Raw genomic sequence first — 15,435 nt, 5'->3', positions numbered from 1 at the left:
TGTTGTTGCGCGCTACAGGGTGGCACATGTGTGCGGGAGGGCGGGTGGCCGGTGCGGGAAGCGCCCGTTGCGGGTCCTTCGCCGGTGCTTCTTATCGGTCCTTCGTCGGTCCTTGCTCAGTCCTTTTTGGTGGAGGACTCGGAGGGGGACGTGGAGGGGGACGCGCTCGCGGAGGCGCCGTCGCCGTTGGCGGCCGACACCGCGGCCACGACCTCCTTGGCCGCCTTCTTCGCGTCCGTCACCAGGCCCTTGGCGTCCGGGGACTCGTCTCCGGCCAGGCCGGCGCCGTTGTAGTCGAGGGTGACGACGACGTTCTCGACGCGGGCGACGACGGTCTGCTGCTTGAAGGTGCCTTCCTTCTTCTTCAGCTCGTACTGGACGAGTGCCGCCTCGTCGCCCGCCCCGGCGAACAGGTCGCTCTTGACCTTCTTCGCGCCGTCGGTGTTCTGGGCGTCCTTGATCTGCTTCTCGTAGTACGTGTGCGCCAGGTCGTCGGCGGCGCCGCGCGCGGTGTCCGACTCGAAGCGCAGCGTCGAGACGTTCAGCCAGCGGAACTGTGAGCCCTTGACCCCGTTGTTGTCGAGGCTGTCCCAGGAGCAGCTGCCGCGCGTCTCGGTGTCGGAGGACGAACCCTCCTTGCCTGAGTCGCCCTTGGGCAGCAGGTCCTTCAGCGTCTTCTTCGACAGCACCTTGCAGGGGTCCGGCAGTTCGGCGTACGCCGCCGCCTGCACGGTGGGGGACGGGCTCGCCGACGCAGAGGCGGAGGCGTCCTTGCCCGCGGACTTGGACTCGTCCGAGCCGGAGCCGGAGCCGGAGCCGGAGTCGGAGGAGCAGCCGGCGGCGACCAGCATCACGGGGACGACGGCCGCGCCGACAAGAACGCGGCTCAGACGCTGTGCCTGTCGGTCGTCACGCTGGTCTCGCTGCACTCGTCGCTCCATGGTTCCTTCACTCATGAGACTTGTGTACTTGGCGTTCGGAACGGGTCCGGTGGGCCACGGTACGCGGTGGCGAAACCGTGCGGTCCCTCTTCGAAAGCTTCACGAACGCGCGCGGGAACGGGCGGCCGGGCGTCAGCCGCTGAGCGAATCGGCCAGCCGGGAGGCGAGTTTCCGGGCCCTGTCCTGCATTTCCTTGCTGTCGGGGACGGTTCCGACCGTGGCCGACTGCTCGGTGTACTCGATGGTCACGATGACGTTCGACGTGCGAAACGCCACAGTCACCGTGCGGCGCTTGGCCGTCGAACCCGAGTCGTTGAGCGCGTCGTCGAGGAACGCCTCGTCGCCGAGGCCGTCGAGGAGGCGGGGTTGCAGGTCGGTGGGGGTGGCGCCGGGGGTCGTGCCGGGCGAGGCGGAACCGGACGCGGCGTCCGACGGGGAAGAGGAACCGGCAGAACCGGCGGACCCGGAGGGGGGCGAGGAGGGAGAACCGGTGGGCGTGTCGCTGCCGGAGGCGCTGACGGACTCCTCCACCGACTCCTCGACCGGCTTGGTCTCGGAGACGGTCGGCTCGGGGAGGTCGGCGTCCTCCTCCTTGGTCGCGAAGAGCTGCTCCGCCTGGCTGTCGTCGCTGACCGCGTTGTCGTACGACACGACGCGCTCGAAGTCGACGAAGAGGTGGTCGGTGGCGTCCACCGAGTCGACCTTCCAGCGGCAGCCGACCTTGCGGTCGTTGTCGTAGGCGGGCGTGGCCTCGCCCTCGTACGCCTTGGCGCGCTGCTCCTCGTCCGTGAGCTGCCGGATGCCGGGCAGGAGGGAGTCGAGGGAGTCCTTGCCGACGACGCCGCAGGGCTCGGGGAGGGTGCGGTACTTGCCGGGCTGGGCCGCGGCCGAGGTGGTGCCGGAACCGTCCGGGTTGGAGTCGTCCGTCGTGCCGTCGCCGGAACCTCCGGTGCAGCCGGCCAGCAGTGCCGCGAGGAGGGCGGCGGTGCCGGATACGTACGCCTTCCGCTGCACGGTCAGGCTCCTCTCGACGGGGGCGTGCGGCCGGTCCATGCGGCCGGTGGTCCAGTGTCCCCGCTGGTTAATCGCTTGCCGCGCGGGGGGCCCTGCTGGAGACAATGTCTATCGCACGCGCTGCCGCGGATGCCGGTCCGATATCCCTTTCGTTAGCACTGGCTCCAGTTTTTGCGCTTTCTTCTTTCTGTTGTGGTTCCGCGGGAATGGGGTCGTTATGTCGTACGTGGAAGTGCCGGGCGCGAAGGTGCCGATCCGGATGTGGGCCGACCCGGCGACGGTCGAGGGCGGTGCGATGCAGCAGCTGTGGAACGTCGCGACGCTGCCCTGGATCAAGGGGCTGGCCGTCATGCCGGACGTGCACTACGGCAAGGGCGCGACGGTCGGGTCCGTGATCGCGATGCGGGGTGCGGTGTGCCCGGCGGCGGTGGGGGTGGACATCGGCTGCGGCATGTCGGCGGTGAAGACGTCCCTTACGGCGAACGACCTCCCCGGCGACCTCTCCCGCCTGCGCTCGAAGATCGAGCAGGCGATCCCGGTGGGCCGGGGCATGCACGACGACCCCGTGGACCCGGGTCGGCTGCACGGCTTCGCGACGGGCGGCTGGGACGGCTTCTGGGACCGGTTCGACGGGGTCGCCGAGGCGGTCAGGTTCCGCCAGGAGCGGGCGGGGAAGCAGATGGGGACGCTCGGCGGGGGCAACCACTTCGTCGAAGTATGTACTGATTCGGACGGTTCTGTCTGGCTGATGCTGCACTCCGGTTCGCGGAACATCGGCAAGGAACTGGCCGAGCACCACATCGGCGTCGCGCAGAAGCTGCCGCACAATCAGGGCCTGATCGACCGGGACCTCGCCGTCTTCGTGGCGGACACGCCGCAGATGGCGGCGTACCGCAACGACCTGTTCTGGGCGCAGGAGTACGCCAAGCACAACCGCTCGATCATGATGGCGCTCCTGAAGGACGTGGTCCGCAAGGAGTTCAAGAAGGCCAAGCCGGTCTTCGAGTCCGAGATCTCCTGCCACCACAACTACGTGGCCGAGGAGCGGTACCAGGGGATGGACCTGCTGGTGACCCGCAAGGGCGCGATCCGCGCGGGCAGCGGTGACTACGGGATCATCCCCGGCTCGATGGGCACGGGGTCGTACATCGTGAAGGGCCTCGGGAACGAGGCGTCCTTCAACTCCGCCTCCCACGGCGCCGGCCGGCGCATGAGCCGCAACGCGGCCAAGCGCCGGTTCTCCACCGCGGATCTGGAGGAGCAGACGCGGGGCGTGGAGTGCCGCAAGGACTCCGGCGTCGTGGACGAGATCCCGGGTGCGTACAAACCGATCGAGCAGGTCATCGAGCAGCAGCGGGACCTCGTGGAGGTCGTGGCGAAGCTGAAGCAGGTCGTCTGCGTGAAGGGCTGACGCCCGCCGCGCGCGCCCGGCCTGCTCATGCCTCGCGGTGCACCTTCGTGTTCGACGCCTGGGCGCGGGGGCGGATCAGCATCAGGTCGATGTTGACGTGGGGCGGGCGGGTGACGGCCCAGGTGATGGTGTCGGCGACGTCGTCGGCGGTCAGGGGTTCGGCGACGCCCTCGTAGACCTTGGCCGCCTTCTCCGTGTCGCCGCCGAAGCGGGTCAGGGCGAACTCGTCCGTCTTCACCATGCCGGGGGCGATCTCGATGACGCGGACCGGGCGGCCGACGATCTCCAGGCGGAGGGTCTCGGCGAGGACGTGCTCGCCGTGCTTGGCGGCGACGTAGCCCGCGCCGCCCTCGTAGGTGCCGTGGCCGGCGGTGGAGGAGACGATCACGATCGTGCCGTCGCCGCTCGCCTCCAGGCGGGGGAGGAGCGCCTGGGTGAGGTTGAGGGTGCCGATGACGTTCGTCTCGTACATACGGCGCCAGTCCGCGGGGTCGCCGGTGGCCACGGGGTCGGCGCCGAGTGCGCCGCCCGCGTTGTTCACGAGGACGCCGACCGTCCTGAAGGCGGAGGCGAACTCGTCGACGGCGGCGCGGTCGGTGACGTCGAGCGGGTACGCCGTCGCCGAGTGGCCGGCCGCGGTGATCTCTTCGGCCAGGGCCTCGATGCGGTCCTTGCGGCGGGCGGTCAGGACGACGCGGTAGCCGGCGGCGGCGAGCTGCCGGGCCGTGGCGGCACCGATCCCACTGCTCGCGCCCGTCACGACGGCGATCTTGGAGGGGGTGGGCATGGGAGGGGCTCCTGGGAGGGGTGGGCGGGCAGGGGTTTCGTCAGGATAGGAGGGGTGCGCTTCGGCCCCGAGTGCGGGTGCGTCGTGGTTGCTCGCGCAGTTCCCCGCGCCCCTTTCAGGGGCGCGGGGAACTGCGCGATCTTGTACGCGCGCCCTCGATCCGCCGCACGCGCTCCCGACCTGCTGAGTGCGCCCCGACCGCAGGTCACTCCCCCCGCGGCGCGTACATGATCAATGCCATGCCCGCGAGGCAGACCACCGCCCCCGCGATGTCCCATCGGTCGGGGCGGTAGCCGTCCGCCACCGCCCCCCACGCGATCGAGCCGGCCACGAAGATGCCGCCGTACGCCGCGAGGATGCGGCCGAAGTGCGCGTCGGGCTGGAACGTCGCGACGAACCCGTACGCCCCGAGCGCCAGGACGCCGCCCGCCGCCCACAGCCAGCCGCGGTTCTCCCGTACGCCCTGCCAGACCAGCCACGCGCCGCCGATCTCGAACAGCGCGGCGACGGCGAACAGGGCGGCGGAGCGGATGATCAGCATGCCGCCCAGCTTCCCATCACCGCCGCGCGCGGGAGCGTGCGCCTGCCGTGCACGCTCGGGCAAGCCGCCGGGCGCTCGGGGGCGCGGCCACCGGCGGCCGTCGGCCATGCTGGGAGTGGCGGAATAACGTCGTGGGCTCAGTCGTTCACCGCTATAGTTGAACGGTCAACAACTTGGAGGTTGAGCGACCATGCAGTTCGGCATCTTCACCGTCGGCGATGTCACCCCCGACCCGACCACCGGCCGGACGCCTACCGAGCGTGAGCGGATCAAGGCCATGGTCGCCATCGCGCAGAAGGCCGAGGAGGTCGGCCTCGACGTCTTCGCCACCGGCGAGCACCACAACCCGCCCTTCGTGCCGTCCTCCCCGACGACCATGCTCGGCTACATCGCCGCCCGCACCGAGCGGCTGATCCTCTCCACCTCGACCACGCTGATCACCACGAACGACCCGGTGAAGATCGCCGAGGACTTCGCGATGCTCCAGCACCTGGCCGACGGCCGGGTGGACGTGATGATGGGCCGCGGCAACACCGGCCCGGTCTACCCCTGGTTCGGCAAGGACATCCGCGAGGGCATCAACCTCGCCATCGAGAACTACGCCCTGCTCCACCGCCTGTGGCGCGAGGACGTCGTGACCTGGCAGGGCAAGTTCCGTACGCCGCTCCAGCAGTTCACGTCCACGCCGCGCCCGCTGGACGGCGTCGCGCCGTTCGTCTGGCACGGCTCCATCCGCTCCCCGGAGATCGCCGAGCAGGCCGCGTACTACGGCGACGGCTTCTTCCACAACAACATCTTCTGGCCGGCCGACCACACCAAGCGGATGATCGAGCTGTACCGCAACCGCTACGCCCACTACGGGCACGGCACCCCGGAGCAGGCGATCGTCGGCCTCGGCGGCCAGGTGTTCATGCGGAAGAACAGCCAGGACGCGGTGAAGGAGTTCCGGCCGTACTTCGACGTCGCGCCGGTGTACGGGCACGGGCCCTCCCTGGAGGAGTTCACCGCGCAGACGCCGCTGACCGTCGGCTCCCCGCAGCAGGTCATCGAGAAGACGCTGAGCTTCCGGAACTACGCCGGTGACTACCAGCGCCAGCTCTTCCTGATGGACCACGCCGGTCTGCCGCTGAAGACCGTCCTGGAACAGCTCGACCTGCTCGGCGAGGAGGTCGTGCCGGTGCTGCGGAAGGAATTCGCCAAGGACCGCCCCGCGAACGTGCCGGACGCGCCGAACCACGCGTCCCTGCTGGCCGCCGCCGCAGACGGCAAGACCAAGGAAGCCAAGGAAGGAGCGGACGCGTGAAGCTCGTCGTCGTCTCCGCGGGACTGAGTGTCCCGTCCTCCACCCGGCTGCTCGGCGACCGCCTGGCCGCGGTCGCCGCGCCGGCGGCCACCGCGCCCGAGCCGCAGCCGGCCGACGTCCAGGTGATCGAGCTGCGCGACCTCGCCGTGCCGATCGCGCACACGTTCACCAGCGGGTTCCCCGAGCAGGAACTGGCGGACGCGTTCGACGCGGTGGCCGGGGCGGACGGCCTGATCGTCGTCACCCCGACGTTCTCGGCGTCGTACAGCGGACTGTTCAAGTCCTTCTTCGACGCGCTGAGCGTCACCGACGCCGACGCGCTGACCGGCAAGCCGGTGCTGATCGCCGCGACCGGCGGCACCGCCCGGCACTCCATGGTCCTCGACCACGCGCTGCGGCCGCTCTTCGCCTACCTGAAGGCGGTCGTCGTCCCGACCGGTGTCTTCGCCGCCTCCGAGGACTGGGGCGCCGCCGGACTCGACGGGCGCGTCGAGCGGGCCGGGGAGGAACTGGCCGCGCTGATGGCGGGGCTGTCGGCGGCCCCGCGGCGGCCCCGCCGGGACTCCTTCGAGGAGGTCGTCCCGTTCGAGGAGCGGCTGGCGGCGCTGCGCGGCGGCGAGTGAGCGCCGACCGGGCAACGCGCCACCGGCTCGGGCGCGGCGGGCACCGGCCCGGGTGAAAGCGGGCACCGGCTCGGGTGAGAGCCCGGGTGAGAGCCCGGTAAGAAGGCGTACGGGCGCGGCCGGGGGCGCGCGGACTTGGCAGACTGGTCGCGTGCCCCCGACATCGCCCCCGACACTGCTGCTCGCCGAAGACGACCGCGCCATCCGCAACGCCCTGGAGCGCGCCCTCACCCTGGAGGGCTACCGCGTCACCGCGGTCGCCGACGGCGCCGAGGCGCTGGCGCAGGCCCACCGGGGCCGGCCGGACGTCCTGGTCCTGGACGTGATGATGCCCGGCATCGACGGCCTCCAGGTCTGCCGGGCGCTGCGCGCCGAGGGGGACGCGACCCCCATCCTCATGCTGACCGCGCTGGTGGAGACCGCCGACCGGATCGCCGGCCTCGACGCGGGCGCCGACGACTACGTCGTCAAACCTTTCGACGTCGAGGAGGTCTTCGCCCGGCTGCGGGCGCTGCTCCGGCGTACGGGCGCCGCACCGGCCAAGGGGTACGCGGAGGAACCCGTACCGTCCCCGAACCCCGGCGGGAGCGGGCCGGACGGAACCGAGCGCCACATCGAGGCGCTCGGCCTGCGCATGGACCCGCAGGCCCGCCGCGCCTGGCGCGGCGAGCGGGAGCTGGAGCTGACGAGGACCGAGTTCGAGCTGCTGGAACTGCTGGTCCGCAACGCCGGCGTCGTCCTCGACCACGCCACCATCTACGACCGGATCTGGGGCTACGACTTCGGTCCCGGCTCCAAGAACCTCGCCGTCTACGTCGGTTACCTGCGCCGCAAGCTCGACGAGCCGGACGCGCCGCAGCTCATCCAGACCGTGCGCGGCGTGGGTTACGTGCTGCGGGAGAACTGAGCCGTGGCCCAGGAGGAACCGCCGCGGCCGGCCGGGGCCGGGCGGCGGCCCCGGCTGACGTCGCTGCGCACCACCTTCGCCGTGTCGTTCGCGACGGTGACGGCCGTCGTCACGGTCCTCGTCGGCGTGCTGTCGTACAACGCCGCCGCCCGGCTGGTCCGCGTGGACCAGGAGACCGTCTTCGACCAGGTCGTGCAGGACCTGCGGGACGAGGTACGGCAGCAGCGGATGACCCCCGAGGACTTCTCGTCCGCCGCGCCCGGCCACGACATCGTCCGCCCGGCCCGTACGGACGTGCAGGTCCTCGGGTCGGACGGGGCCGTCACCGACCCGTCCGAGCCCCGGCTGCCGGTCACCGGCACGGACCGGGAGACGGCCGGTGCGGCGCGCGCCGGGCGGATGGTCGAGCACGACGACATCGACGTCGGCGACGACGTGTTCCGCATCGCCACCGTCGCCCTGGGCGACGGCCGGGGCGCGGTGCAGGTGGCGCAGGAGTTCAGCGACACCGAGGACCTGCTGCGGTCCCTCCAGCGCCAGTCGCTGATCCTGATGGCCGTGGTGGTGGCTCTCGCGGGCCTGTTCGGCTGGTGGCTGGCCCGGCGCATCACCTGGCGGCTGGTGGCGCTGACCTCGGCCGCCGAGAACGTCGCCCGCACCCGGCGGCTCGGCATCCAGGTGCCGGTGAACGGCCTCGACGAGGTGGGCCGGCTCGGCCGCGCCTTCGACCGGATGCTGGGCCGCCTCGCCCAGTCCGAGGAGGACCAGCGCCGGCTGGTCCAGGACGCCGGTCACGAACTGCGCACCCCGCTGACGTCGCTCCGGACCAACATCTCCCTGCTGCGGCGGATCGACGAACTGCCCCCGGCGGCCCGCGAGGAACTGGTCGCCGACCTCGGCCAGGAGGCCCGGGAACTGACCGACCTGGTCAACGAGCTGGTCGACCTCGCCGCCGGGCAGTCCGACGCCGAGCCGCCGCAGCGTGTCGACGTCGCGGAGATCGCGTACGACGCCGCGGGGCCGGCCCGGCGCCGTACCGGCCGGAAGATCACGGTGCGGACCTGCGGCGACACCACCACGCAGGGGCGGCCCGCGATGCTGGCGCGGGCGCTGTCGAACCTGGTCGAGAACGCCGCGAAGTTCGACCCGGACGGGGTCGCCCCGATCGAACTCGTCGTCGCGGGACCGGCCCGGCCGGGCACCGTCCGCGTGGAGGTCCTGGACCGGGGGCCGGGGATCTCCGCCGACGATCTGAGCCGGGTCTTCGACCGCTTCTACCGCGCCGCCGACGCCCGCTCCCGGCCCGGTTCGGGGCTGGGCCTGTCGATCGTGCGGGAGGTGGCGCTGGCCCACGACGGGGCGCCGTTCGCGTACCGGCGGGAGGGCGGGGGTTCGGTGATCGGCTTCACGGTAGGCCGGGGGCCGGCGTAACGCCTCCTCCGCTCGCCACCTCGGCCACTCGTCCCCTCCTGCCTCGTCCCCTCCTGCCTCGTCGCCTCGTCCGCTCGCTTCCGGCACCCGCTGAGCCGAGGGGAGCGCGCAGACGGCGACGACGGCGGTACGTCGGCACAGAGCGACCCGTCGGCCGCGTCCACCGCCTCCTCCGCCGACGACAGCGGCGCGGGAGCGGGCAGCGGCTCCGGTCAGGACGGCGGCGAGCAGGGGGCGGCCGGGGGCAGCGGCTCCGGCCCGGAGGGCGGCACCGACGGGGCCGACGGCTGCCGTACCGACGAGCTGGAGATCACGGCGATGGACCACACCATCGACGGCGACCCCGACCGCACCGTCGCGGTGACCGGCGCACCTTCGAGGAGCTGTACCGGCGGTACGCGCCGTGGCTGACGGCCCGGCTGCGGGGGCGGTGCGCCGGCCAGGGCGGCTGACCGCGCCCGGCGGGTGGCTCAGGGCCACACCAGGCAGTACGCCTGATGTCCCGCCTCGTGCAGCCGGTGGCTGAAGTCCTGCCACTCGTGGAGCAGTTGGTAGACGTTGAACGCGTCCCGCGGGCCGCCCCGGTCCGGGACCGTCGACCAGATGAACGCCGCCGCGCCGACGGCCTCCTCGCCGATGCCGCGCAGGGGGTCGACGACCGTCATCGGGAGTTTGACGACCGCGTAGTCGGGGTGGAGGACGACCAGCTCCAGCGGGGGGACGCGGTGCAGGGGGACGCCCTCGATGCCGGTGAGGACCATCGCCGCCATCGTCTCCGGCTTGATCTTCGTGAACATGCCGTTCATGCCCAGCTCGTCGCCGCCGAGTTCCTCGGGGCGCATGGAGATCGGGACGCGGGCCGCGGTCGCGCCGTCGGGCGCGCCGAAGTACTTGTACGTCACCCCCACCCGACCACCATTCCTGCTCCCGGCCCCGGGCCGGCCGACCCCGCGGTCGAGCCGGTCGGGTTCGTTCGGCCCGCCGTGGGCCTCGTGCGACTGACGTGCTTCGGTCGTTTCCTCCGCCTCGCGTCGGTGCCTTCCCCGCCGGGCGCGTCGAGGACCCAGGTCGTCGGTCCCCTCGCCCAGTCCGCCACCGCGATGCATATCTCCACCCGACTGCTTTTCTAGGACGCGTGGCCCCAGCCGCGCAACCCGATCATCGTGTCAGTGACCTCCCCCACGGCCGCCCGCCGAAACGTGCGGTGAAACATCTGTCCGCAGGGGGCCGGCCGCCCCCGTCCCCGCGCCCTGTGTGAACTGGGCCTATCCGGCTTCCGGCCTGCTCCGGTCCGCTCCCAGTCTTGCAGACGTCACAGCTGCGGTACCGGTTGTCCGATCATCGGTCATCCTTGTCCGTCCCGTCGACGCTTCGCTTCCGTCTCGTGCACCTCCTCTTACGTCGCGGAGGCCCCGCCCTGCTCACTCCCCCTCCCGGCGCTCCCCGCCCGCTGGCCTACCCTGAGGAGGTCACCCCCACAGCCGGAGTCCGAGAAGTCGGAGAAGGTCGAGAAGGTCGGAGAAGTCGCAGGTCATGAGCGAACTGGCATATCCATACGAAGCACCGGCCTCGCAGGCGCTGTTCGACCGTGCGGCGGCCGTCACGCCGGGCGGCGTGAACTCCCCCGTGCGGGCCTTCGGCGCGGTGGGCGGCACGCCGCGGTTCATGGTGTCCGGCTCCGGCCCGTACCTGACCGACGCCGACGGCCGCGAGTACGTGGACCTCATCTGCTCCTGGGGGCCGATGATCCTCGGCCACGCCCACCCCGAGGTCATCGCCGCCGTCCAGGAGGCGGTCGCGCGCGGCACCTCGTTCGGGGCGCCCGCCGAGGGCGAGGTCGCGCTCGCCGAGGCCATGGTGGAGCGGGTCGCGCCGCTGGAGCAGGTGCGGCTGGTGTCGAGCGGCACCGAGGCGACCATGTCCGCCATCCGGCTCGCCCGCGGCTTCACGCGGCGCACCAAGGTGATCAAGTTCGCCGGGTGTTACCACGGTCACGTCGACTCCCTGCTGGCCTCGGCGGGCTCCGGGCTCGCCACCTTCGCCCTGCCGGACACGCCCGGCGTCACCGGCGCCCAGGCGAGCGACACCATCGTCCTGCCGTACAACGACCTCGACGCCGTACGCGCCGCCTTCGCCGCGCACCCCGACGAGATCGCCTGTGTCATCACCGAGGCCTCGCCCGGCAACATGGGCGTCGTACCGCCGCTGCCCGGCTTCAACCAGGGGCTGAAGGACCTGTGCGCCGCGAACGGCGCGCTGTTCGTCTCCGACGAGGTCATGACCGGCTTCCGGACCAGCCGCGCCGGGTGGTACGGGGTCGAGGGCGTCGTCCCCGACCTGATGACCTTCGGCAAGGTGATGGGCGGCGGCTTCCCCGCGGCCGCGTTCGGCGGACGCGCCGACGTCATGGGGCACCTCGCCCCGGCCGGTCCCGTCTACCAGGCCGGCACCCTCTCCGGGAACCCGGTCGCCACCGCCGCCGGACTCGCCCAGCTCCGGCTCCTCGACCAGGCGGCGTACGACACGATCGACGCCGTCTCGAAGCAGCTCCAAGGGCTCGTGAGCCAGGCGCTCACCAAGGAGGGCGTCGCCCACCAGGTGCAGACGGCCTCCAACATGTTCTCCGTCTTCTTCAGCGACCGGCCCGTGCGGAACTACGAGGACGCCAAGGCGCAGGAGTCCTTCCGCTTCACCGCCTTCTTCCACGCCATGCTGGAGCGCGGCGTCAGCCTGCCGCCCTCCTCCTTCGAGGCGTGGTTCGTCTCGACGGCCCACGACGAGCAGGCCGTGCAGCGGATCGCCGACGCCCTCCCGGCGGCGGCCCGCGCGGCGGCGGAGGCGACCAGCGCATGAGCGACGTGAACAGCAGCAACAGCAGTGACATCACCGTCGTGCATCTCATGCGGCACGGCGAGGTCGACAACCCCACCGGTGTCCTCTACGGGCGCCTCCCCGGCTACCACCTCTCCGAGCTGGGCCGGCGGATGGCCGACCGGGTCGCCGAGCACCTCGCCCCGCGCGACGTGACGTACGTCGTGGCCTCCCCGCTGGAGCGGGCGCAGGAGACGGCGACGCCGGTCGCCAAGGAGCACGGGCTCGACCTCGGCACCGACGAGCGGCTCATCGAGGCCGACAACGTCTTCCAGGGCAAGACCTTCGGCATCGGCGACGGCGCGCTGCGGCGGCCCGCCAACTGGAAGCACGTCGTCAACCCGTTCAAGCCGTCCTGGGGCGAGCCGTACATCGACCAGGTCGTCCGGATGAAGGCGGCGCTGGACGCGGCCAAGGACCGGGCCCGCGGGCACGAGGCCGTCGTCGTCAGCCACCAGCTGCCGATCTGGATCGTGCGGTCGTACATCGAGCGGCGCCGCCTCTGGCACGACCCGCGCAAGCGGCAGTGCACGCTGGCGTCGCTGACGACGTTCACCTACCGGGGCGACCAGATCGTCTCCGTCGGCTATTCGGAGCCGGCCCGCGATCTCGTCCCCGCCCACCTGCTCGCCGGTGCCAAGCCGGTGAAGGGGCAGGGCAAGGCGTTCGGGGCCTGAACCTCCGGCTTCCTCGCTCCCGGCCCCCTCGCTCCGTACGTCGCGGTTCGTGACGTTCATTACGTTATCCGCACGTATTTCCGGAACCCGTCCGTTCGTCACGTCCTCTGACCGGGTGACCACAGAGAACGTGACGAACGACGAACGGGGCCGTCATGCCTGCTTCCACCCGTACCTTCACCCGTACCTTCTCCCGGCGGGGAGCCCTCGGGCTCGGCGCGGGCGCCGCGGCGGCCGCCGGACTGACCGCCTGCGGCGGCGGCTCCCTCCACGCGGACGGGCTGAAGCCGGAGGCCGGCTCCGGCGGCAGCGCGGAACCGAAGCCGACCGTGACCGTCCGCCCCATCGGGGACGGCTCCACGGAGTACACCGGCAAGCAGCCGCACCAGCCCGGAGCGGCCGAGCCGCTGGAGCCCGGCCAGGCGCCGCCGCAGTTCGTCGTCTTCTCCTGGGACGGGGCCGGCGAGGTCGGCAACGGCCTCTTCCCCCGCTTCCTCGACCTCGCCGGGCAGCACGACGCGCACATGACCTTCTTCCTCTCCGGGCTGTACCTGCTGCCGGAGTCGAAGCAGCGGCTGTACGAGCCGCCGAACAACCCGCGCGGCGCCTCCGACATCGGCTACCTCACCGACGGCCACATCAAGGAGACGCTGAAGAACGTCCGCCGCGCCTGGCTGGACGGGCACGAGATCGGCACCCACTTCAACGGGCACTTCTGCGCGGGGTCCGGCTCGGTCGCCGACTGGACGCCGGCGCAGTGGCGCAGCGAGATCGACCAGGCGAAGAAGTTCGTCACCGAGTGGCGGACCCACACGGGGTGGACCGATCTGCCCGCCCTGCCCTTCGACTACGACAAGGAACTGGTCGGCGGGCGCACGCCCTGCCTGCTCGGCCAGGAGAACCTGCTGCCCACCGCCCGCGAGCTGGGCTGGCGCTACGACGCCTCCTCGCCCGGCGGGCGACAGGTGTGGCCCGTGAAGAAGAACGGCATATGGGATCTGCCGCTCCAGCAGATACCTTTCCCCGGGCACTCGTTCGAAGTGCTGTCGATGGACTACAACATGCTCGCCAATCAGTCCGTCAACTCCACCAAGGCGCCCGCCCACAACTACCCGGGGTGGCGTGAGCAGGCCGCCCAGTCGTACATATCCGGCTTCAAGCGGGCGTACGAGACCAACCGGGCGCCGTTCTTCGTCGGCAACCACTTCGAGGAGTGGAACGGCGGCATCTACATGGACGCCGTCGAGGAGGCGCTGAAGCACATCGCGCGGGAGCGGGAGAAGGGCGGCGACATACGGCTGGTCTCCTTCCGGCAGTTCACCGACTGGCTCGACGCGCAGCGGCCCGAGGTGCTGGAGCGGCTGCGCACCCTGGAGGTCGGCACCGCCCCGGCCGACGGCTGGAAGACCTTCCTCAAGGCCACGCCGACCACGGCCTGAAGTGCGGGTTCGGGGTGGCGGGGCCCGTGCCAGGGGGGTGCGCAAGATCCTCGGAACGGACATGCGAAACTTTTCACATGAGTGCCGCCCGCAGAGCCCCCCTGCGCTCGAACCGCACCACCGCCCGCGCCCGCCGCCGCGCCGCCCTGACCGTCGGCGCCGTCGCCGGCGCGCTGCTCGTCTCCGCGTGCGGCTCCAGCGGGACCTCGGGCGGCGGCGGCGACACCAACTACGTCACCGGCGCCAACGGCATCGCCGCCGTAGACAAGGGCGACCGTGCCGACGTCCCCGACCTCTCCGGCAAGACCGTCGACGGCGGGCAGCTCGACATCGCCGACTACAAGGGCAAGGTCGTCGTCCTCAACGTCTGGGGCTCCTGGTGCCCGCCCTGCCGCGCCGAGGCCAAGAACTTCGAGAAGGTCTACGGCGACGTCAAGGACGAGGGCGTCCAGTTCGTCGGCATCAACACCCGCGACACCTCCACCGGCCCGGCCAAGGCCTTCGAGAAGGAGTACGGGATCAGCTACCCGAGCCTGTACGACCCGACGGGCAAGCTGATGCTCCGCTTCGAGAAGGGCACCCTCAACCCACAGGCCATCCCCTCCACCCTCGTCATAGACCGCGAGGGCAGGATCGCCGCGCGCACCCTCCAGGCACTCAGCGAGGAGAAGCTGCGCAAGATGATCAAGCCTGTCCTGGCGGAGAAGTGACGTGACCCCAGCGGCCACCCTCGCCACGCTCGCCGCCGACCCCGGCGAGACCGTACGCAGCGGCGCGCTGCTGCTCGCCCTGCCGATCGCCCTCCTCGGCGGCCTCGTCTCCTTCTTCTCGCCGTGCGTACTGCCCCTGGTCCCCGGCTACCTCTCCTACGTGACCGGCGTCACCGGCACCGACCTCGCCGACGCCCGGCGCGGCCGGATGGCGATCGGCGCCTCCCTGTTCGTCCTCGGCTTCACCGTCGTCTTCGTCTCGGGCGGGGCGCTCTTCGGCTACTTCGGCCAGACGCTCCAGGAGGAGCGGGACGTCCTCACCAAGGTGCTGGGCGTCCTCATGGTCGTCCTCGGCGTCTTCTTCATGGGGCTGATGCCCTGGCTCACCCAGCGCGAGTTCCGCTTCCACAAGAGGCCCGCGACCGGACTGATCGGCGCCCCGCTGCTCGGCGCGCTCTTCGGCATCGGCTGGACGCCGTGCATCGGCCCGACCCTCGCCTCGGTCCTCGCGCTCTCCTCCAGCCAGGCCAGCGCCGGGCGCGGCGCCATACTGACCGTGGCCTACTGCGTCGGCCTCGGCGTGCCCTTCGTGCTCGCCGCGATCGCCTTCCGCAAGGCGCTCGGCGCGTTCGGCTGGGTCAAGCGCCACTACGTCTGGGTGATGCGGATCGGCGGCACCATGATGATCGCGACCGGGCTGCTGCTGCTGACCGGCGCGTGGGACAGCATCGTGCAGCAGATGCAGACCTGGTCCAACGGCTTCACTGTAGGGATCTGACG

Annotated in this window: 15 protein-coding genes; 10 read left to right on the top strand and 5 right to left on the bottom strand. The window is 71.5% G+C overall.

The window, feature by feature from the left end:
* Positions 1-116 precede the first annotated feature (116 nt).
* Together UW392_RS55905 and UW392_RS55900 are read right to left on the bottom strand one after the other, a co-directional pair.
* On the bottom strand, positions 117-956 hold the full coding sequence (locus UW392_RS55905; protein ID WP_320783174.1) for a DUF3558 family protein: 840 nt from the start codon (positions 954-956) through the stop codon (positions 117-119).
* A 117-nt stretch (positions 957-1,073) separates the two neighbouring features.
* The gene (locus UW392_RS55900) at positions 1,074-1,955 is read right to left on the bottom strand and encodes a DUF3558 domain-containing protein (protein ID WP_320783211.1); all 882 of its coding nucleotides are present in this window, start codon (positions 1,953-1,955) and stop codon (positions 1,074-1,076) included.
* Positions 1,956-2,172: 217 nt separating this feature from the next.
* On the opposite strand from UW392_RS55900, the gene UW392_RS55895 reads away from it, so the two are divergent.
* The gene (locus UW392_RS55895; RefSeq protein WP_320783173.1) at positions 2,173-3,366 is read left to right on the top strand and encodes an RtcB family protein; all 1,194 of its coding nucleotides are present in this window, start codon (positions 2,173-2,175) and stop codon (positions 3,364-3,366) included.
* A gap of 25 nt (positions 3,367-3,391) precedes the next feature.
* Here the strand turns inward: UW392_RS55895 and UW392_RS55890 are convergent, their stop codons facing one another.
* Positions 3,392-4,153: an SDR family NAD(P)-dependent oxidoreductase gene (locus UW392_RS55890; RefSeq protein WP_320783172.1), complete on the bottom strand. Its 762-nt coding sequence runs from the start codon at positions 4,151-4,153 to the stop codon at positions 3,392-3,394.
* A 205-nt stretch (positions 4,154-4,358) separates the two neighbouring features.
* Positions 4,359-4,694, bottom strand: coding sequence for a YnfA family protein (locus UW392_RS55885; protein ID WP_320783171.1), 336 nt, complete (start codon positions 4,692-4,694; stop codon positions 4,359-4,361).
* 190 nt (positions 4,695-4,884) lie between these two features.
* Between UW392_RS55885 and UW392_RS55880 the strand changes: the two genes are divergently transcribed.
* The 4 genes from UW392_RS55880 to UW392_RS55865 all read left to right on the top strand — a co-directional run bounded on the left by UW392_RS55880 (position 4,885) and on the right by UW392_RS55865 (position 8,958).
* Entirely contained in the window at positions 4,885-5,997 is a 1,113-nt protein-coding gene (locus tag UW392_RS55880) for an LLM class flavin-dependent oxidoreductase (RefSeq protein WP_320783170.1), read from the top strand.
* The gene (locus UW392_RS55875) at positions 5,994-6,620 is read left to right on the top strand and encodes an FMN reductase (protein ID WP_320783169.1); all 627 of its coding nucleotides are present in this window, start codon (positions 5,994-5,996) and stop codon (positions 6,618-6,620) included. The genes UW392_RS55880 and UW392_RS55875 overlap by 4 nt, the downstream gene beginning before the upstream one ends.
* 175 nt (positions 6,621-6,795) lie before the next feature.
* Positions 6,796-7,527, top strand: coding sequence for a response regulator transcription factor (locus tag UW392_RS55870; RefSeq protein ID WP_320783210.1), 732 nt, complete (start codon positions 6,796-6,798; stop codon positions 7,525-7,527).
* A gap of 3 nt (positions 7,528-7,530) precedes the next feature.
* Entirely contained in the window at positions 7,531-8,958 is a 1,428-nt protein-coding gene (locus UW392_RS55865; RefSeq protein ID WP_320783168.1) for a HAMP domain-containing sensor histidine kinase, read from the top strand.
* A 470-nt stretch (positions 8,959-9,428) separates the two neighbouring features.
* Here UW392_RS55865 and UW392_RS55860 read toward each other — a convergent pair whose 3' ends face one another.
* The gene (locus tag UW392_RS55860; RefSeq protein ID WP_320783167.1) at positions 9,429-9,866 is read right to left on the bottom strand and encodes a hypothetical protein; all 438 of its coding nucleotides are present in this window, start codon (positions 9,864-9,866) and stop codon (positions 9,429-9,431) included.
* Positions 9,867-10,491: 625 nt separating this feature from the next.
* On the opposite strand from UW392_RS55860, the gene hemL reads away from it, so the two are divergent.
* From hemL to UW392_RS55835, 5 genes are all read left to right on the top strand, one after another.
* Positions 10,492-11,811 carry a glutamate-1-semialdehyde 2,1-aminomutase gene (gene hemL / locus UW392_RS55855; protein ID WP_320783166.1) on the top strand — a complete coding sequence of 440 codons (1,320 nt, stop codon included), beginning with the start codon at positions 10,492-10,494 and terminating at the stop codon, positions 11,809-11,811.
* Positions 11,808-12,506 (top strand): histidine phosphatase family protein, encoded by a 699-nt coding sequence (locus UW392_RS55850; RefSeq protein WP_320783165.1) that lies wholly within the window; start codon positions 11,808-11,810, stop codon positions 12,504-12,506. Before hemL ends, UW392_RS55850 begins: the two co-directional genes overlap by 4 nt.
* Before the next feature lie 155 nt (positions 12,507-12,661).
* Entirely contained in the window at positions 12,662-13,945 is a 1,284-nt protein-coding gene (locus UW392_RS55845; protein WP_320783164.1) for a hypothetical protein, read from the top strand.
* A gap of 77 nt (positions 13,946-14,022) precedes the next feature.
* Entirely contained in the window at positions 14,023-14,655 is a 633-nt protein-coding gene (locus UW392_RS55840; protein WP_320783163.1) for a TlpA disulfide reductase family protein, read from the top strand.
* A 1-nt stretch (position 14,656) separates the two neighbouring features.
* Positions 14,657-15,433 (top strand): cytochrome c biogenesis CcdA family protein, encoded by a 777-nt coding sequence (locus UW392_RS55835; protein ID WP_320783162.1) that lies wholly within the window; start codon positions 14,657-14,659, stop codon positions 15,431-15,433.
* The last annotated feature ends 2 nt before the right edge of the window (positions 15,434-15,435 follow it).

It is taken from the genome of Streptomyces sp. CRN 30 (genome assembly GCF_034105845.1).
The sequence above is the reverse complement of the archived record's forward strand: the minus strand, read 5'-3'. Positions and strand labels throughout refer to the sequence as shown.